General features: G+C 59.4%; 14 protein-coding genes. 7 read left to right on the top strand and 7 right to left on the bottom strand.

Going from position 1 to position 14,589, the window contains the following annotated elements:
* The first annotated feature begins 116 nt into the window (after positions 1-116).
* The gene (locus tag ACA051_RS28435) at positions 117-1,094 is read left to right on the top strand and encodes an NADPH:quinone oxidoreductase family protein (RefSeq protein ID WP_007899393.1); all 978 of its coding nucleotides are present in this window, start codon (positions 117-119) and stop codon (positions 1,092-1,094) included.
* Positions 1,095-1,143: 49 nt separating this feature from the next.
* On the opposite strand, the gene ACA051_RS28440 is transcribed toward ACA051_RS28435, so the two are convergent.
* Positions 1,144-1,758 carry an energy transducer TonB gene (locus ACA051_RS28440; RefSeq protein WP_497372779.1) on the bottom strand — a complete coding sequence of 205 codons (615 nt, stop codon included), beginning with the start codon at positions 1,756-1,758 and terminating at the stop codon, positions 1,144-1,146.
* A gap of 327 nt (positions 1,759-2,085) precedes the next feature.
* On the opposite strand from ACA051_RS28440, the gene glpT reads away from it, so the two are divergent.
* Positions 2,086-3,435, top strand: coding sequence for a glycerol-3-phosphate transporter (gene glpT, locus ACA051_RS28445; RefSeq protein ID WP_497372781.1), 1,350 nt, complete (start codon positions 2,086-2,088; stop codon positions 3,433-3,435).
* Here the strand turns inward: glpT and ACA051_RS28450 are convergent.
* From ACA051_RS28450 to ACA051_RS28475, 6 genes are all read right to left on the bottom strand, one after another.
* Positions 3,411-4,079, bottom strand: coding sequence for a gamma-glutamylcyclotransferase (locus tag ACA051_RS28450; protein ID WP_497372783.1), 669 nt, complete (start codon positions 4,077-4,079; stop codon positions 3,411-3,413). The two genes, glpT and ACA051_RS28450, sit on opposite strands and share 25 nt — an antisense overlap.
* A gap of 233 nt (positions 4,080-4,312) precedes the next feature.
* Complete coding sequence (locus tag ACA051_RS28455; protein ID WP_497372785.1) at positions 4,313-5,281, bottom strand: CDP-6-deoxy-delta-3,4-glucoseen reductase; 969 nt, start codon at positions 5,279-5,281, stop codon at positions 4,313-4,315.
* Positions 5,281-6,747, bottom strand: a complete 1,467-nt coding sequence (gene ubiD / locus ACA051_RS28460) for a 4-hydroxy-3-polyprenylbenzoate decarboxylase (protein ID WP_219094975.1) — start codon at positions 6,745-6,747, stop codon at positions 5,281-5,283. The genes ACA051_RS28455 and ubiD overlap by 1 nt, the downstream gene beginning before the upstream one ends.
* 140 nt (positions 6,748-6,887) lie before the next feature.
* Entirely contained in the window at positions 6,888-8,147 is a 1,260-nt protein-coding gene (gene rho, locus ACA051_RS28465) for a transcription termination factor Rho (RefSeq protein WP_007942421.1), read from the bottom strand.
* Positions 8,148-8,396: 249 nt separating this feature from the next.
* On the bottom strand, positions 8,397-8,726 hold the full coding sequence (gene trxA, locus ACA051_RS28470; protein WP_003438289.1) for a thioredoxin TrxA: 330 nt from the start codon (positions 8,724-8,726) through the stop codon (positions 8,397-8,399).
* Between the two features lie 120 nt (positions 8,727-8,846).
* A complete protein-coding gene (locus tag ACA051_RS28475; protein WP_497306293.1) occupies positions 8,847-9,554 on the bottom strand; it encodes a FadR/GntR family transcriptional regulator in 708 nt (235 codons plus the stop codon).
* 257 nt (positions 9,555-9,811) lie between these two features.
* On the opposite strand from ACA051_RS28475, the gene ACA051_RS28480 reads away from it, so the two are divergent.
* The 5 genes from ACA051_RS28480 (at position 9,812) to ppx (ending at position 14,406) form a co-directional block, all read left to right on the top strand.
* Positions 9,812-10,597: a transporter substrate-binding domain-containing protein gene (locus ACA051_RS28480; RefSeq protein WP_497372787.1), complete on the top strand. Its 786-nt coding sequence runs from the start codon at positions 9,812-9,814 to the stop codon at positions 10,595-10,597.
* Positions 10,598-10,618: 21 nt separating this feature from the next.
* A complete protein-coding gene (locus ACA051_RS28485; RefSeq protein ID WP_497296577.1) occupies positions 10,619-11,287 on the top strand; it encodes an amino acid ABC transporter permease in 669 nt (222 codons plus the stop codon).
* Positions 11,284-11,934, top strand: a complete 651-nt coding sequence (locus ACA051_RS28490) for an amino acid ABC transporter permease (RefSeq protein ID WP_497306297.1) — start codon at positions 11,284-11,286, stop codon at positions 11,932-11,934. The genes ACA051_RS28485 and ACA051_RS28490 overlap by 4 nt, the downstream gene beginning before the upstream one ends.
* The gene (locus tag ACA051_RS28495) at positions 11,921-12,658 is read left to right on the top strand and encodes an amino acid ABC transporter ATP-binding protein (protein ID WP_497306298.1); all 738 of its coding nucleotides are present in this window, start codon (positions 11,921-11,923) and stop codon (positions 12,656-12,658) included. The genes ACA051_RS28490 and ACA051_RS28495 overlap by 14 nt, the downstream gene beginning before the upstream one ends.
* A gap of 245 nt (positions 12,659-12,903) precedes the next feature.
* Entirely contained in the window at positions 12,904-14,406 is a 1,503-nt protein-coding gene (gene ppx, locus ACA051_RS28500; RefSeq protein WP_497310678.1) for an exopolyphosphatase, read from the top strand.
* Positions 14,407-14,589 lie beyond the last annotated feature (183 nt).

The raw sequence follows: 14,589 nt of genomic DNA on the forward strand, positions 1-14,589 counted from the left end.
ACGACCCGCCGCTCAAGCACAAGCTTATGGCTGGCTATCAGGGTCGGGCATGCTCGTTGACCCATCGACTCACACACCTACACTTATCGGCCATCACTCCCAAAGGAATAGCCCTGATGAAAGCCGTGCTGTGCAAAGCCTTCGGCCCTGCCGAATCGCTGGTGCTGGAAGACGTCGCCAGTCCTGTCGCGAAGAAGAATGAAATCCTGCTGGACGTGCATGCCGCCGGGGTGAATTTCCCGGACACGCTGATCATCGAGGGCAAATACCAGTTCAAGCCGCCCTTCCCGTTTTCGCCGGGTGGCGAAGCGGCCGGTGTGGTCAGCGCGGTGGGCGAAAAGGTCAGTCACCTCAAGGTCGGTGACCGAGTCATGGCCCTGACCGGCTGGGGCAGTTTCGCCGAGCAGGTCGCCGTGCCGGGCTATAACGTGCTGCCGATCCCGCCCTCGATGGACTTCAACACCGCCGCCGCTTTCAGCATGACCTACGGCACCTCGATGCACGCACTCAAGCAACGGGGCAATCTGCAACCGGGTGAAACCCTGCTGGTGCTCGGTGCTTCCGGCGGTGTTGGCCTGGCTGCGGTGGAAATCGGCAAAGCCATGGGCGCCCGCGTGATCGCCGCCGCCAGCAGCGCCGAAAAACTTGCCGTGGCCAAGGCGGCCGGCGCCGATGAACTGATCAACTACAGCGAAACCAGCCTCAAGGACGAAATCAAACGCCTGACCGACGGCCAAGGCGCCGACGTGATCTACGACCCGGTCGGCGGTGATCTGTTCGACCAGGCCATCCGTGCCATCGCCTGGAATGGCCGCTTGCTGGTGGTCGGTTTCGCCAGCGGACGCATTCCGGAACTGCCGGTGAACCTGGCGCTGCTCAAGGGCGCTGCCGTGGTCGGCGTGTTCTGGGGTTCGTTTGCCCAACGTCAGCCGCAGGACAACGCGGCGAACTTCCAGCAGTTGTTTGGCTGGTTTGCCGAGGGCAAGCTGAAGCCGTTGGTGTCGCAGGTGTATCCGCTGAGCAATGCGGCGCAGGCGATCAATGACCTTGGCCAGCGCAAGGCGGTCGGGAAGGTGGTGGTTCAGGTTCGCTGAGCGTGAAAAAAGTGGCCTGGATTGTCCAGGCCGCTTTTAGTGCCTTGGATTAAAGCAACTTACGGATATCTTCCGGCAGCAAGCTCATGTACTTACGAACCGGACTCGCCCGACAATCCCTGACAATTTTCGGCACGCGCTTATTGAGCTTGGCAATCAATGCAAAGCGCTCCTCATTCTGTAACTGCGTCGTATAAATCACGTTCGACAAATAAGCACGTGTGTGATCAAACACGGCTGAATCAACCCACGCGTACTCCGGAAAATCGATCAACGCCTCGTTGAGGTCACGACACCTCAATTGCTTGAGCCACGTGTTGGTGTGAATGGGTGTGTCCAGATCCAGCCTGAAAACCATTGGGGCCATCACTTCCTGCTCAGCAGGTCTGCCGCCTTCGACCGTCCAGGGTTTGAAACGCCACTGCGTAAGCGCCTTCCGGACCGCTTCAGCCAGATCGGGATGATCACTTTGCAGAATGCTCAATTTATTGACCGAACCATCGGCATACACGGTGAATCTGGCCCTGACTTCACCGGTGATCCCGGCTCGGAACAGCTCTTTAGGGTAAATCGGCTTCGGATTGTTTTCAGGGATCAAAAATACCTCCCCAGCCCGAACGCCCACAGACCCAACCAATAACAGCACAAACGCCAGCCACCGCATAACCCATCCCCTTCACCACTGAAATGCCAATCCCGACACCAGCACAAAGGTTAAGACCCAGCGGCCCGAAACAGAACGCAGCGATTTCCTGTTCGGTCGAAGGACATTTCCCAAAGCTCTGTCCTACTCCAGACCGAAATGCGTCATCAACCTCCGACCGAGACGATTCCCACAACGCCCTTCACTTATACCTGTGCGACATGTTCATAAAGGAACACGCGATCGCCCACATTTCCGCTGTTTGGTCGATGTGAACCGGTGCTATTTTCAGTAACGAAACTGTAACATTCGCATCCGCAGTCAAAACAAGAAATCTGGAGCTCTTGAATGTTTGCTTTCTTTCGTCCTGCCGCACATCAGGCTCCATTGCCTGAAGAAAAAATCGACGACACCTATAAACGCCTCCGCTGGCAGATCTTCGCCGGGATTTTCATCGGGTATGCGGGTTACTACCTGCTGCGCAAGAACTTCTCCCTGGCCATGCCCTACCTGATCGAAGAGGGCTATACCCGCGGCGAGCTGGGCCTGGCGTTGTCGGCGATTGCCATCGCCTACGGCTTGTCCAAGTTCCTGATGGGCATTGTTTCCGACCGCTCCAACCCGCGCTTCTTCCTGCCATTCGGTCTGCTGGTATCGGCCGGCGTGATGTTCATTTTCGGATTTGCGCCTTGGGCGACGTCCAGCGTGACCATCATGTTCATCCTGCTGTTTATCAACGGCTGGGCCCAGGGCATGGGTTGGCCGCCAAGTGGGCGGACCATGGTCCACTGGTGGTCGCAAAAGGAACGTGGCGGCGTAGTGTCTCTGTGGAACGTCGCGCATAACGTCGGCGGTGGCCTGATCGGCCCGCTGTTCCTGCTGGGCATGGGCTTGTTCAATGACTGGCACGCGGCGTTCTATGTGCCGGCGGCCGTTGCCATGGCGGTGGCGGTGTTTGCCTTCGTCACCATGCGCGACACACCGCAATCGGTTGGCCTGCCCCCGATCGAGAAGTACAAGAACGACTACCCGGAAGGCTACGACGCCAGTCACGAAGAAGAATTCAGCGCCAAGGAAATCTTCGTCAAATACGTGCTGCGCAACAAAATGCTCTGGTACATCGCATTGGCCAACGTCTTTGTCTACTTGCTGCGCTACGGCGTGCTGGACTGGGCACCGACCTACCTCAAGGAAGCCAAAGGCTTCAGCGTGGACAAAACGTCGTGGGCGTATTTCCTCTACGAATGGGCAGGTATTCCCGGGACACTGTTGTGCGGTTGGATGTCTGACAAGATCTTCCGTGGCAACCGCGGCCTGACCGGCATGGTGTTCATGGCGTTGGTGACCGTGGCAACGCTGGTCTACTGGCTCAACCCGGCCGGCAACCCGACTGTCGACATGATCGCGCTGATCTCGATTGGTTTCCTGATCTACGGTCCGGTGATGCTGATCGGCCTGCAAGCGCTGGAACTGGCACCGAAAAAAGCCGCCGGTACGGCAGCGGGTTTCACGGGTCTGTTCGGGTATCTGGGTGGTTCGGTCGCGGCCAGTGCAGCGATGGGCTACACCGTGGACCACTTTGGCTGGGACGGCGGTTTTGTACTACTGATCGGCGCGTGCCTGCTGGCGATGGCCTTCCTTGCACCGACGCTGTGGCACAAGCAAGTCGCCAGTCAGAGCCGCGAAGCGATCGCCTGATCGGCTTTTGATTGGCAGCGCTTGAGCCGCGCCTCCAGATTCCGGTCTGGCATGGCGTGGCTACGCAGGGCGTTGGCGGTCTGCTCGACATAATCGCGAGTAGTGCCGTAACGCCCGCAAGCGTTTTCGAACACGTGGCTCAGCACATGATCCGGCAAGTTGCCGGCATAGCTGGGCAAGTGTCGCTCCAACACAAACCCCAACGCCTGAACCTGGCTTCCGTCTTCGAGACGGCAGTTGAGCCAGTGTGGGCGATAGGACGGAAAGGGCATTTCGCGCTGCCACAGTGCGTAAAGCGAGGCTTCCAGTTGTTCTTCGGGCAAACGATAAGCGAAGCCGCTGCAAGAACCGCCGCGATCCAGGCCAAAGACCAAGCCAGGGACTTCCGGCGTGCCGCGATGTTCGTGGGACCACAGGTATAACCCGCGATGGTAGCCATGCACTCGGCCGCGCACTCGCTCCACCGCCGCGCATTCAGGGCGCCAGATCAGCGAACCATAAGCGAATAACCAGACGGGCCCGCCCTTGTGTCGAGCCATGGTCGACTGCATCGAGCTGAGCAATTGTTCGTGCGTAAGCTGCGGCCCCAGATCGAGCCGCGGAGGGTAAGCCAGATTCAAAAAAGCAGACTCAATGGCACTCATGGCGAATAGCGTTCAGCTCCCCGCGGATAAAGAATTACTAAATAGAACGCACCGCTGTAACAATAAGGCACATATGTTTTAAGGCAATTTAAGTGCCATGGCACAGTTCTTAAATAATGACCTTGCTGGATATAACCTACCGGTATTTATATAAATCTATAAATACCGATCGGCTATATGGGGAGTTATAACGACTAGGAGCGTGGATCAAGATCACGGATCAAGATCGAGGATCAAGATCGAGGCGCGTAGGCAAAGACGTCGGCGCGCATCTGGTGCGCATCCATCCCCGCGTCGACCAACGCATCCAGCGTGCCGTAGACCATGGCCGGTGAGCCGCTGGCATACACGTGCAGCGCTTTCAGATCAGGGAAGTCCTCACACACCGCCTCATGCAGCATCCCGCAACGCCCCTGCCAGCCGCATTGATCGCTGACGACTTTATGCAGGAACAGATTGGGCAGTTTCAGCCACTCATCCCAGTGCTCGATTTCATAAAAGTCTTCAGGCCGGCGCACACCCCAATACAGATGCACCGGATGCTTGAAACCCGCGGCCCGGCAATGTTCGATCAGACTGTGGATCTGGCCCATACCGGTGCCAGCGGCAATCAGCACCAGCGGACCGTCCGGCAGTTCCGCCAGATGGGTATCGCCGAACGGCATCTCGATGCGCACCATCGGATTGCGTTGCAGTTGTTCGATCAGGTTCAGCGCACTGCTTTCGCGCGCCAGCACATGGATTTCCAGGTCTCGCCCGGCATGGGGTGCCGAGGCCAGGGAGAAGGCGGATTTCTCGCCGTTCTCGCGCTCGATCATCAAATACTGACCCGCGTGATAACGCGGTGGCTTGCCGGCTGGCGCCCGCAGATGCACGCGAAAGGTATCGCCGCCGACGTCCCTGCATTCAATGACCTGACACGACAAGCTGCGCACCGGCAATTCTCCCAGCGCGAGCACGCCATCCCACAGCACGATGCAGTCTTCCAGCGGCTCTGCTATGCAAGTGTAGAACTCGCCATGGTCGCGCACATTGCCGGCCTGTTCGACCCGCCCTTCCACCAGCAACGCCGCGCACACGTGGCAGTTACCGTTGCGGCAGCTTTGCGGGCATTCATAGCCCAGGCGCCGCGCGCCATCGAGAATCCGCTCGCCGGGCAGAATCTCTAGCACTGCTCCGGAGGGCTGCAAGGTTACACGCATCAATCTATTCCTAACTGATTCCAGATGGCATCGATCCGTTGGGTCACGGCGTCGTCCTTGACGATCACCCGGCCCCACTCGCGAGTGGTTTCGCCCGGCCATTTATGCGTGGCATCGAGCCCCATCTTCGAGCCCAGTCCGGAGACCGGCGAGGCGAAGTCGAGGTAGTCGATCGGCGTGTTGTCGATCATCACCGTGTCACGCTTGGGGTCCATGCGCGTGGTGATGGCCCAGATCACGTCGTTCCAGTCGCGTGCGTTGATATCGTCATCACAGACGATAACGAACTTGGTGTACATGAACTGTCGCAAAAACGACCAGACACCCAGCATTACCCGCTTCGCGTGGCCCGGATACGACTTCTTCATGGTCACGATGGCCATGCGGTACGAACAACCTTCCGGCGGCAGGTAGAAGTCAGTGATTTCCGGGAACTGCTTCTGCAGGATCGGCACGAACACTTCATTCAGCGCCACGCCGAGAATCGCCGGCTCATCCGGCGGACGGCCGGTGTAGGTGCTGTGGTAGATCGGTTTGATGCGGTGGGTGATGCGCTCGACGGTGAACACCGGGAAGCTGTCGACTTCGTTGTAGTAACCGGTGTGGTCGCCGTAAGGGCCTTCATCGGCCATTTCGCCCGGATGGATCACGCCTTCAAGGATGATCTCGGCGGTCGCCGGGACCTGCAAGTCGTTGCCACGGCACTTCACCAGTTCGGTGCGGTTGCCGCGCAGCAGACCGGCGAAAGCATATTCGGAAAGACTGTCCGGTACAGGCGTCACGGCGCCAAGGATGGTCGCCGGGTCAGCGCCCAGTGCCACGGAGACCGGAAACGGCTGACCGGGATGCTTTTCGCACCACTCACGGTAATCCAGCGCGCCGCCCCGGTGGCTCAGCCAGCGCATGATGACTTTGTTGCGGCCAATGACTTGCTGACGGTAGATGCCGAGGTTCTGACGGTCCTTGTTCGGACCTTTGGTGACGGTCAGGCCCCAAGTGATCAGCGGGCCGACATCGCCTGGCCAGCAGGTCTGCACCGGCAGCATCGCGAGGTCGACGTCGTCGCCTTCGATGACCACTTCCTGGCAGACCGCGTCTTTGACCACCTTCGGTGCCATGGCGATGATCTTGCGGAAGATCGGCAGCTTGGACCAGGCATCTTTCAGGCCTTTCGGCGGCTCGGGTTCCTTGAGAAACGCCAGCAGCTTGCCGATCTCGCGCAATTCGCTGACCGCTTCTGCGCCCATGCCCAGCGCCACGCGCTCAGGGGTGCCGAACAGGTTGCCGAGCACTGGGATGTCATAACCCGTGGGCTTTTCGAAAAGCAGGGCTGGACCTTTGGCCCGCAGGGTGCGGTCGCAAACCTCGGTCATTTCGAGCACTGGGGACACCGGAACCTGGATGCGCTTGAGTTCGCCGCGCTTTTCCAGGCCGCTGATAAAGTCGCGCAAGTCGCGATACTGCATGCGTGAGCCTCGTGTTGGCCGTGCCGTTCGGGGGTGGCAGTTTAGCGCCGAACCCCTCTATTCAGAACCATGAACTGCCGGTTCATCAAAAATCAGATAGCAAAAAGCCGGGTTTCCCCGGCTTCTGCTGGTCTATCGACTTACTTGCGTTTCATCGACAGGAAGAACTCATCGTTGGTCTTGGTCGTTTTCAGCTTGTCGACCAGGAACTCGATGGCAGCGATTTCGTCCATCGGGTGCAGCAGCTTGCGCAGGATCCACATGCGTTGCAACTCGTCGTCGGCTGTCAGCAACTCTTCGCGGCGGGTGCCGGAACGGTTGATGTTGATGGCCGGGAAGACGCGTTTTTCGGCGATGCGACGATCCAGCGGCAGTTCCATGTTGCCCGTGCCTTTGAATTCTTCGTAGATCACTTCGTCCATCTTGGAGCCGGTTTCAACCAGCGCGGTGGCGATGATGGTCAGCGAACCGCCTTCCTCGATGTTCCGCGCGGCGCCGAAGAAACGTTTCGGTTTCTCCAGGGCGTGGGCATCGACACCACCGGTGAGTACTTTGCCGGAGCTCGGAATCACGGTGTTGTAGGCGCGAGCCAGACGGGTGATGGAGTCGAGCAGGATCACCACGTCTTTCTTGTGTTCGACCAGGCGCTTGGCCTTCTCGATCACCATTTCGGCAACCTGCACGTGGCGGGTTGGCGGCTCGTCGAACGTCGAGGCGACCACTTCGCCGCGCACGGTGCGCTGCATTTCGGTCACTTCTTCCGGACGTTCGTCGATCAGCAATACGATCAGATGAACTTCAGGGTTGTTACGAGCGATGTTGGCTGCGATGTTCTGCAGCATGATCGTTTTACCGGCTTTCGGCGGTGCAACGATCAGACCGCGCTGGCCTTTGCCGATCGGGGCGCACAGGTCGATGACACGACCGGTCAAGTCTTCGGTGGAACCGTTGCCGGCTTCCATCTTCATGCGCACGGTCGGGAACAGCGGGGTCAGGTTCTCGAAGAGAATCTTGTTTTTCGCGTTCTCGGGACGATCGTAGTTGATCGTGTCGACCTTGAGCAGCGCGAAATAACGCTCGCCTTCCTTCGGAGGGCGGATCTTGCCAACGATGGTGTCACCGGTGCGCAAGTTGAAGCGACGGATCTGGCTCGGCGAGACGTAGATATCATCTGGGCCGGCGAGATAGGAAGCGTCAGCGGAGCGCAGGAAGCCGAAGCCGTCCTGGAGAATCTCCAGCACGCCATCACCGGAGATTTCCTCGCCGCTTTTCGCGTGCTTTTTGAGCAGGGAGAAAATCACGTCCTGCTTGCGCGAACGGGCCATATTTTCTATGCCCATCTGTTCGGCCAATTCGAGCAGTTCGGTAATCGGCTTTTGCTTGAGTTCAGTCAGATTCATATAGGAATGACGTAATCATTTATGGAGGGGGGGGAAATTAAGCTTTTGGCTTAATGAGGCCGCGCCGCAGAGAAGGCGACAGGATCGCGTACTTATTCGAAAAGGAGTGCGTCGGCGACGGCTAGCAGGGGGCAATGGAGAAACCAGTGCGGGGCCGAATGTACCACCTGAGTTTCGGAGCGTCTAGCCCTCAATAACGAAAAGGCCCCGCAATATGCGGGGCCTTTTCATGACGCTTTATAACAACGCTTAGATGTTGGCGTCGAGGAAGGCCGCCAGTTGCGACTTCGACAATGCGCCGACCTTGGTCGCTTCAACGTTGCCGTTCTTGAACAGCATCAGAGTCGGGATGCCACGCACGCCATGCTTGGCCGGGGTTTCCTGGTTTTCGTCGATGTTCAGTTTGGCAATGGTCAGCTTGCCTTTGTAGGTTTCAGCAATTTCGTCCAGAACGGGAGCGATCATTTTGCAAGGGCCGCACCATTCAGCCCAGTAGTCGACCAGTACAGCGCCTTCGGCCTTGAGTACGTCAGCCTCGAAGCTAGCGTCGGTGACGTGTTTGATAAGATCGCTGCTCATGGAAGTCTCCAGGTTGTAAGCAAAAAAACGTGGCCCATCATAGCTGCCCTTCCTTCGTTCAGGAAGGTGCAGTTGATTGAGTCTCGCTATGGTGCGGCATGAGTTTGGGTATAGCTCAAGTCACGGGGCGGCGGGAGCGACGAAGGCAATTCCGGTGCGCAGGGCGGCATTGCGCACATGTTCCTGCATGGCTTTCTGTGCCGCACCGGACGAGCGCCGGGCCAGCGCGCGGAGGATTTTGCGGTGCTCCTGCCAGGTTTCCATGGCCCGTTCGGCCCGGATGAACGGTAGCTTCTGGCTCTCCAGAAAAATGTCGGCGCTTGCCGTGAGGATGCTCAGCATCGCCTGATTGCCACTGGCCAGCAGAATGCGTCGGTGAAACTCGAAATCCAGTCGCGCCGCCGCCTCGAAGTCGCCGGCCTTCAATTCGCAGCGCATGGCGGCAACGTTATCTTCCAGCGCATCGAGTTCGTGAGTGCTCAGGGTCACCGCGGCCAAACCTGCGGCAAAACCTTCCAGGGCATAACGCAACTGGAAAATGTCCAACGGCGATGCCTGGGCCGCGAAGGGCCAACTCAGTGCCGCATCGCCACGTGGCAAGTCCACCGGCGACTGCACGAACACGCCCTTGCCCGGCTGGATGCTGATCACGCCCAGCGCACTCAACGACGACAGCGCCTCACGCAGCGACGCCCGACTGACCCCCAACTGCACCGCCAGATCCCGCTGCGAGGGCAAGGCATCCCCCGGCGCGAAACCCTGTTCAGTGATCAGTTTACGGATGGCTTGCAGCGCCACTTCAGGTACGGCTCGGGAAATCGAATTCATGGTTTTTTCAGACGAACCAGGACAATGAGCGGCTAGTTGTAAAGCTATTCGCAGCCCTCGGCAAGTCGTGCCCCATGGGAGTTCGGCACGTTTCACGGATGCGCCATGAGGGTGCGAAACGCCTTTTCACTGTTCAGACCAGTAAGACCGACCAAACCCAGTAAAGCCGTGGCCTGCGGCATCGAAAACCGCTTCTTGGCATGGCCCGTGCTCTGTCGATCCGCAGAATTCATTCCTCGCCGATCCGGAGATTCGCCATGACCCTGCGTTACAGCGCCCTTCTCACTGCCCTGTTTTCCAGCCTGATGTTGAGCCAGGCACCCGCTCACGCCGACGGCCTGGAGGATGTGGTCAAACGCGGCGTCCTCAAAGTGGCCGTGCCTCAGGACTTTCCACCGTTCGGCTCGGTCGGCCCGGACATGAAACCGCGCGGCCTCGACATCGACACCGCCAAACTGCTGGCCGAGCAACTCAAGGTCAAACTTGAACTGACCCCTGTCAACAGCACCAACCGCATCCCGTTCCTGACCACCGGCAAGGTTGACCTGGTGATCTCCAGCCTGGGCAAGAACCCCGAGCGCGAGAAAGTCATCGATTTTTCCAGCGCCTATGCGCCGTTCTACCTCGCCGTGTTCGGTCCGCCAGACGCCGACATCAAAAGCCTGGACGACCTCAAGGGCAAGACCGTCAGCGTCACCCGAGGCGCCATCGAAGACATCGAACTGACCAAAGTCGCTCCCGAAGGCGTGACCATCAAACGCTTCGAAGACAACAACTCAACCATCGCCGCCTACATCGCCGGCCAGGTTGACCTGATCGCCAGCGGCAACGTGGTGATGGTGGCGATCAGCGAGAAGAACCCAAAACGCATTCCAGCGTTGAAAGTGAAGCTCAAGGACTCGCCGGTCTATGTCGGCGTGAACAAGAACGAGCCGGCGCTGTTGGGCAAGGTCAATCAGATCCTCGCCACCGCCAAAACCGACGGAGCACTGGAGAAAAACTCCCAGACCTGGCTGAAAGAGCCATTGCCGGCCGACCTCTGATCGTCGCTCGGGAGACTTGATATGGCCTATCAGTTCGACTTTCTGCCGGTGGTGCAAAACACCGACCTGCTGCTGCGCGGCGCGCTGTTCACCCTTGAACTGACCGCCATCGGCGCGGTGCTCGGGGTGGGGCTGGGCATTGTCGGGGCGCTGGTGCGGGCGTGGAACATTCGCCCGTTCTCGGCGATTTTCGGGGTCTACGTCGAGTTGATCCGCAATACGCCGTTCCTGGTGCAGCTGTTTTTTATCTTCTTCGGCTTGCCATCGCTGGGGGTGCAGATTTCCGAATGGCAGGCGGCAGTGCTGGCGATGGTGATCAACCTCGGCGCCTATTCGACCGAAATCATCCGCGCCGGCATCCAGGCGATCCCCCGAGGACAGCTGGAAGCCGCTGCGGCCTTGGCGATGAGCCGATTCGAAGCGTTCCGCCACGTGATTCTGCTGCCGGCGCTGGGCAAAGTCTGGCCGGCCCTGAGCAGCCAAATCATCATCGTCATGCTCGGCTCGGCGGTTTGCTCGCAAATCGCCACCGAAGAGTTGAGCTTCGCCGCCAACTTCATTCAGTCGCGCAACTTCCGCGCCTTTGAAACCTATGCCCTGACCACGCTGCTGTACCTGTGCATGGCGCTGCTGATCCGCCAACTGCTGAACTGGATCGGCCGCCGCTACATTTCGAGGAGCAGCCAATGAGCGATTTCACCTTCTGGGACATCGTGCGCAACCTGCTCACCGGCCTGCAATGGACCCTGGCGCTGTCACTGGTGGCGTTTATCGGCGGCGGGCTGATCGGCTTGCTGATCATGGTCATGCGCATCTGGAAAAAGCCCCTGCCGCGCAACATTGCCCGTACCTACATCGAGCTGTTCCAGGGCACGCCGCTGTTGATGCAGCTGTTTCTGGTGTTCTTCGGCGTGGCGCTGGCCGGTGTGGAGATTTCGCCGTGGATGGCGGCGGCGCTGGCCCTGACGCTGTTTACCAGCGCCTATCTGGCGGAGATCTGGCGCGGCTGCGTCGACTCGATTCCCAACGGCCAGTGGGAAGCCTCGTCGAGCCTGGCGCTCAATCCGCTTGAGCAACTGCGCTACGTGATTCTGCCGCAAGCGCTGCGGATCGCCGTGGCGCCCACCGTGGGCTTCTCGGTGCAAGTGGTCAAAGGCACCGCCGTGACCTCGATCATCGGCTTCACCGAACTGACCAAGACCGGCGGCATGCTCGCCAACGCGACCTTCGAACCGTTCATGGTCTATGGCCTCGTCGCCCTCGGTTACTTCCTGCTCTGCTACCCCTTGTCCCTCAGTGCGCGCTATCTGGAAAGGAGACTGCATGCCTCTGCTTAGAATTTCCGCCCTGCATAAATATTACGGCGACCACCATGTGCTCAAAGGCATCGACCTGAGCGTCGAGGAAGGCCAGGTGGTGGCAATCATCGGCCGCAGCGGTTCGGGCAAATCCACCTTGCTGCGCACCCTCAACGGCCTGGAGTCGATCAACGACGGCGTGATCGAAGTCGACGGCGAATACCTCGACGCTGCCCGCGCCGATTTGCGCACCTTACGGCAGAAAGTCGGGATGGTGTTCCAGCAGTTCAACCTGTTCCCGCACCTGACCGTGGGCGAAAACGTGATGCTCGCGCCGCAAGTGGTGCAGAAAGTACCGAAGGCCAAAGCGGTCGAGCTGGCGCGGGAGATGCTGGAGCGGGTCGGGCTGGGCGAGAAGTTTGATGCCTTCCCGGACCGGCTGTCGGGTGGGCAGCAACAGCGCGTGGCGATTGCCCGGGCGTTGGCAATGTCTCCCAAAGTCTTGCTGTGCGACGAAATCACGTCAGCGCTGGACCCGGAATTGGTCAATGAAGTGCTGAGCGTGGTCCGGCAACTGGCCAAAGAAGGGATGACGCTGATCATGGTCACCCATGAAATGCGCTTTGCCCGCGAGGTTGGGGATAAGTTGGTGTTCATGCATCAGGGCAAGGTGCATGAAGTCGGGGATCCGAAGATTTTGTTTGCAAATCCGCAGACGGCGGAGCTGGCGAATTTCATCGGGACGGTTGAAGCGGCGGTCTGATCGTTCTTCAGCGCCTGTGAGGCCGTCTTCGCGGGCAAGCCTCGCTCCTACAGGGATTTGCGCCGTCCGCGAGATTTTGGACAACACCGTCCCCTGTAGGAGCGAGGCTTGCCCGCGAAGTGGCCGTCAGCTACGCCACATAGGCTCCCGCGCCAAAAGATCGCAGCCTTCCACAACTCCTGCGCGTTGGCGTCAGCGTTTGATCGTGGCACGATGTCGAGGTTATCGACCGAGACCCCATGACCATGCCGCAATCCCAAGCCAAGAATCTGTCCCTGATCGCCGCAATCGACCTGGGCTCCAACAGCTTTCACATGGTCGTGGCCAAGGCCCAGAACGGCGAAATCCGTATTCTCGAGCGTCTCGGGGAGAAGGTTCAGCTGGCCGCCGGCATCGACGATGAGCGTCAGCTCAGTGAAGAATCCATGCAACGCGGGCTCGATTGCCTGAAGCGTTTTGCCCAACTGATCAACGGTATGCCGCCCGGCGCCGTGCGGATCGTCGGCACCAACGCCCTGCGTGAAGCCCGTAACCGTGGCGAATTCATCCACCGCGCCGAAGAAATTCTTGGCCACCCGGTGGAAGTCATCTCCGGTCGTGAAGAAGCACGCCTGATTTACCTCGGCGTTTCCCACACCCTCGCTGACACCCCGGGCAAACGCCTGGTGGCCGACATCGGCGGCGGCAGTACCGAATTCATCATTGGCCAGCGCTTCGAACCGCTGCTGCGCGAAAGCCTGCAAATGGGCTGTGTCAGTTATACCCAGCGTTATTTCAAGGACGGCAAGATCACCCCGGCCCGCTACGCCCAGGCGTACACCGCAGCGCGGCTGGAGATCATGAGCATCGAACACGCCCTGCACCGCCTGACCTGGGATGAAGCCATCGGTTCCTCGGGCACCATCCGCGCCATCGGCCTGGCGCTGAAGGCCGGCGGTCACGGCACCGGCGAGGTCAACGCCCAAGGCCTGGCCTGGCTCAAGCGCAAACTGATGAAGCTGGGCGACGTCGAGAAAATCGACTTCGAAGGCATCAAGCCCGACCGCCGCGCAATCTTCCCGGCGGGCCTGGCGATTCTCGAAGCGATCTTCGACGCCCTCGAACTGCAACGCATGGACCACTGTGAAGGCGCCCTGCGCGAAGGCGTGCTCTATGACCTGCTGGGCCGTCATCATCATGAGGACGTCCGTGAACGCACACTCAGCTCGCTGATGGAGCGTTATCACGTCGATCTGGAACAAGCGGCGCGGGTCGAACGCAAAGCCCTGCATGCCTTCGATCAAGTGGCCAAGGATTGGGATCTGGATGATGGCATCTGGCGCGAACTGCTCGGCTGGGCCGCCAAGGTCCATGAAGTGGGCCTGGACATCGCTCACTATCAGTACCACAAGCACGGCGCCTACTTGATCGAGCACTCGGACCTGGCTGGGTTCTCCCGTGAAGACCAACTGATGCTCGCGCTATTGGTGCGTGGTCACCGGCGCAATATTCCCAAGGACCGGTTTGCCGATTTCGGCGATGACGGCATCAAGCTGATTCGCCTGTGCGTGCTGCTGCGCTTTGCGATCCTGTTCCATCACATCCGTGGCACCCAGGAAATGCCGCAGGTGGTACTGCACGCCAGCCGCGACAGCCTCGATGTGTTGTTCCCGGAAAACTGGCTCGACGAAAACCAACTGACCCAGGCCGACTTCGCCCTCGAAGCGGAATGGCTCACCCGGGTCAGCTTCACCCTGAACGTGCGCTAAAAGGTAAACACCCTACCTGTGGCGAGGGAGCTTGCTCCCGCCGGGGTGCGAAGCGCCCCCACATGAATTGACAGTTTTTCAGAAAACCACCCGTGACCGATTTTGGGGCTGCTACGCAGCCCAGCGGGAGCAAGCTCCCTCGCCACAGGTATTCAGCTGAAACCAAAAAGGGCGATCCATGTG

It is taken from the genome of Pseudomonas sp. LBUM1669, from assembly GCF_059695705.1.

Coding starts and splice junctions, on each gene's coding strand:
- ACA051_RS28435 (WP_007899393.1), top strand. CDS start 117: ATGAAAGCCGTGCTGTGCAAAGCCTTCGGCCCTGCCGAATCGCTGGTG.
- ACA051_RS28440 (WP_497372779.1), bottom strand. CDS start 1,758: ATGCGGTGGCTGGCGTTTGTGCTGTTATTGGTTGGGTCTGTGGGCGTT.
- glpT (WP_497372781.1), top strand. CDS start 2,086: ATGTTTGCTTTCTTTCGTCCTGCCGCACATCAGGCTCCATTGCCTGAA.
- ACA051_RS28450 (WP_497372783.1), bottom strand. CDS start 4,079: ATGAGTGCCATTGAGTCTGCTTTTTTGAATCTGGCTTACCCTCCGCGG.
- ACA051_RS28455 (WP_497372785.1), bottom strand. CDS start 5,281: ATGCGTGTAACCTTGCAGCCCTCCGGAGCAGTGCTAGAGATTCTGCCC.
- ubiD (WP_219094975.1), bottom strand. CDS start 6,747: ATGCAGTATCGCGACTTGCGCGACTTTATCAGCGGCCTGGAAAAGCGC.
- rho (WP_007942421.1), bottom strand. CDS start 8,147: ATGAATCTGACTGAACTCAAGCAAAAGCCGATTACCGAACTGCTCGAA.
- trxA (WP_003438289.1), bottom strand. CDS start 8,726: ATGAGCAGCGATCTTATCAAACACGTCACCGACGCTAGCTTCGAGGCT.
- ACA051_RS28475 (WP_497306293.1), bottom strand. CDS start 9,554: ATGAATTCGATTTCCCGAGCCGTACCTGAAGTGGCGCTGCAAGCCATC.
- ACA051_RS28480 (WP_497372787.1), top strand. CDS start 9,812: ATGACCCTGCGTTACAGCGCCCTTCTCACTGCCCTGTTTTCCAGCCTG.
- ACA051_RS28485 (WP_497296577.1), top strand. CDS start 10,619: ATGGCCTATCAGTTCGACTTTCTGCCGGTGGTGCAAAACACCGACCTG.
- ACA051_RS28490 (WP_497306297.1), top strand. CDS start 11,284: ATGAGCGATTTCACCTTCTGGGACATCGTGCGCAACCTGCTCACCGGC.
- ACA051_RS28495 (WP_497306298.1), top strand. CDS start 11,921: ATGCCTCTGCTTAGAATTTCCGCCCTGCATAAATATTACGGCGACCAC.
- ppx (WP_497310678.1), top strand. CDS start 12,904: ATGCCGCAATCCCAAGCCAAGAATCTGTCCCTGATCGCCGCAATCGAC.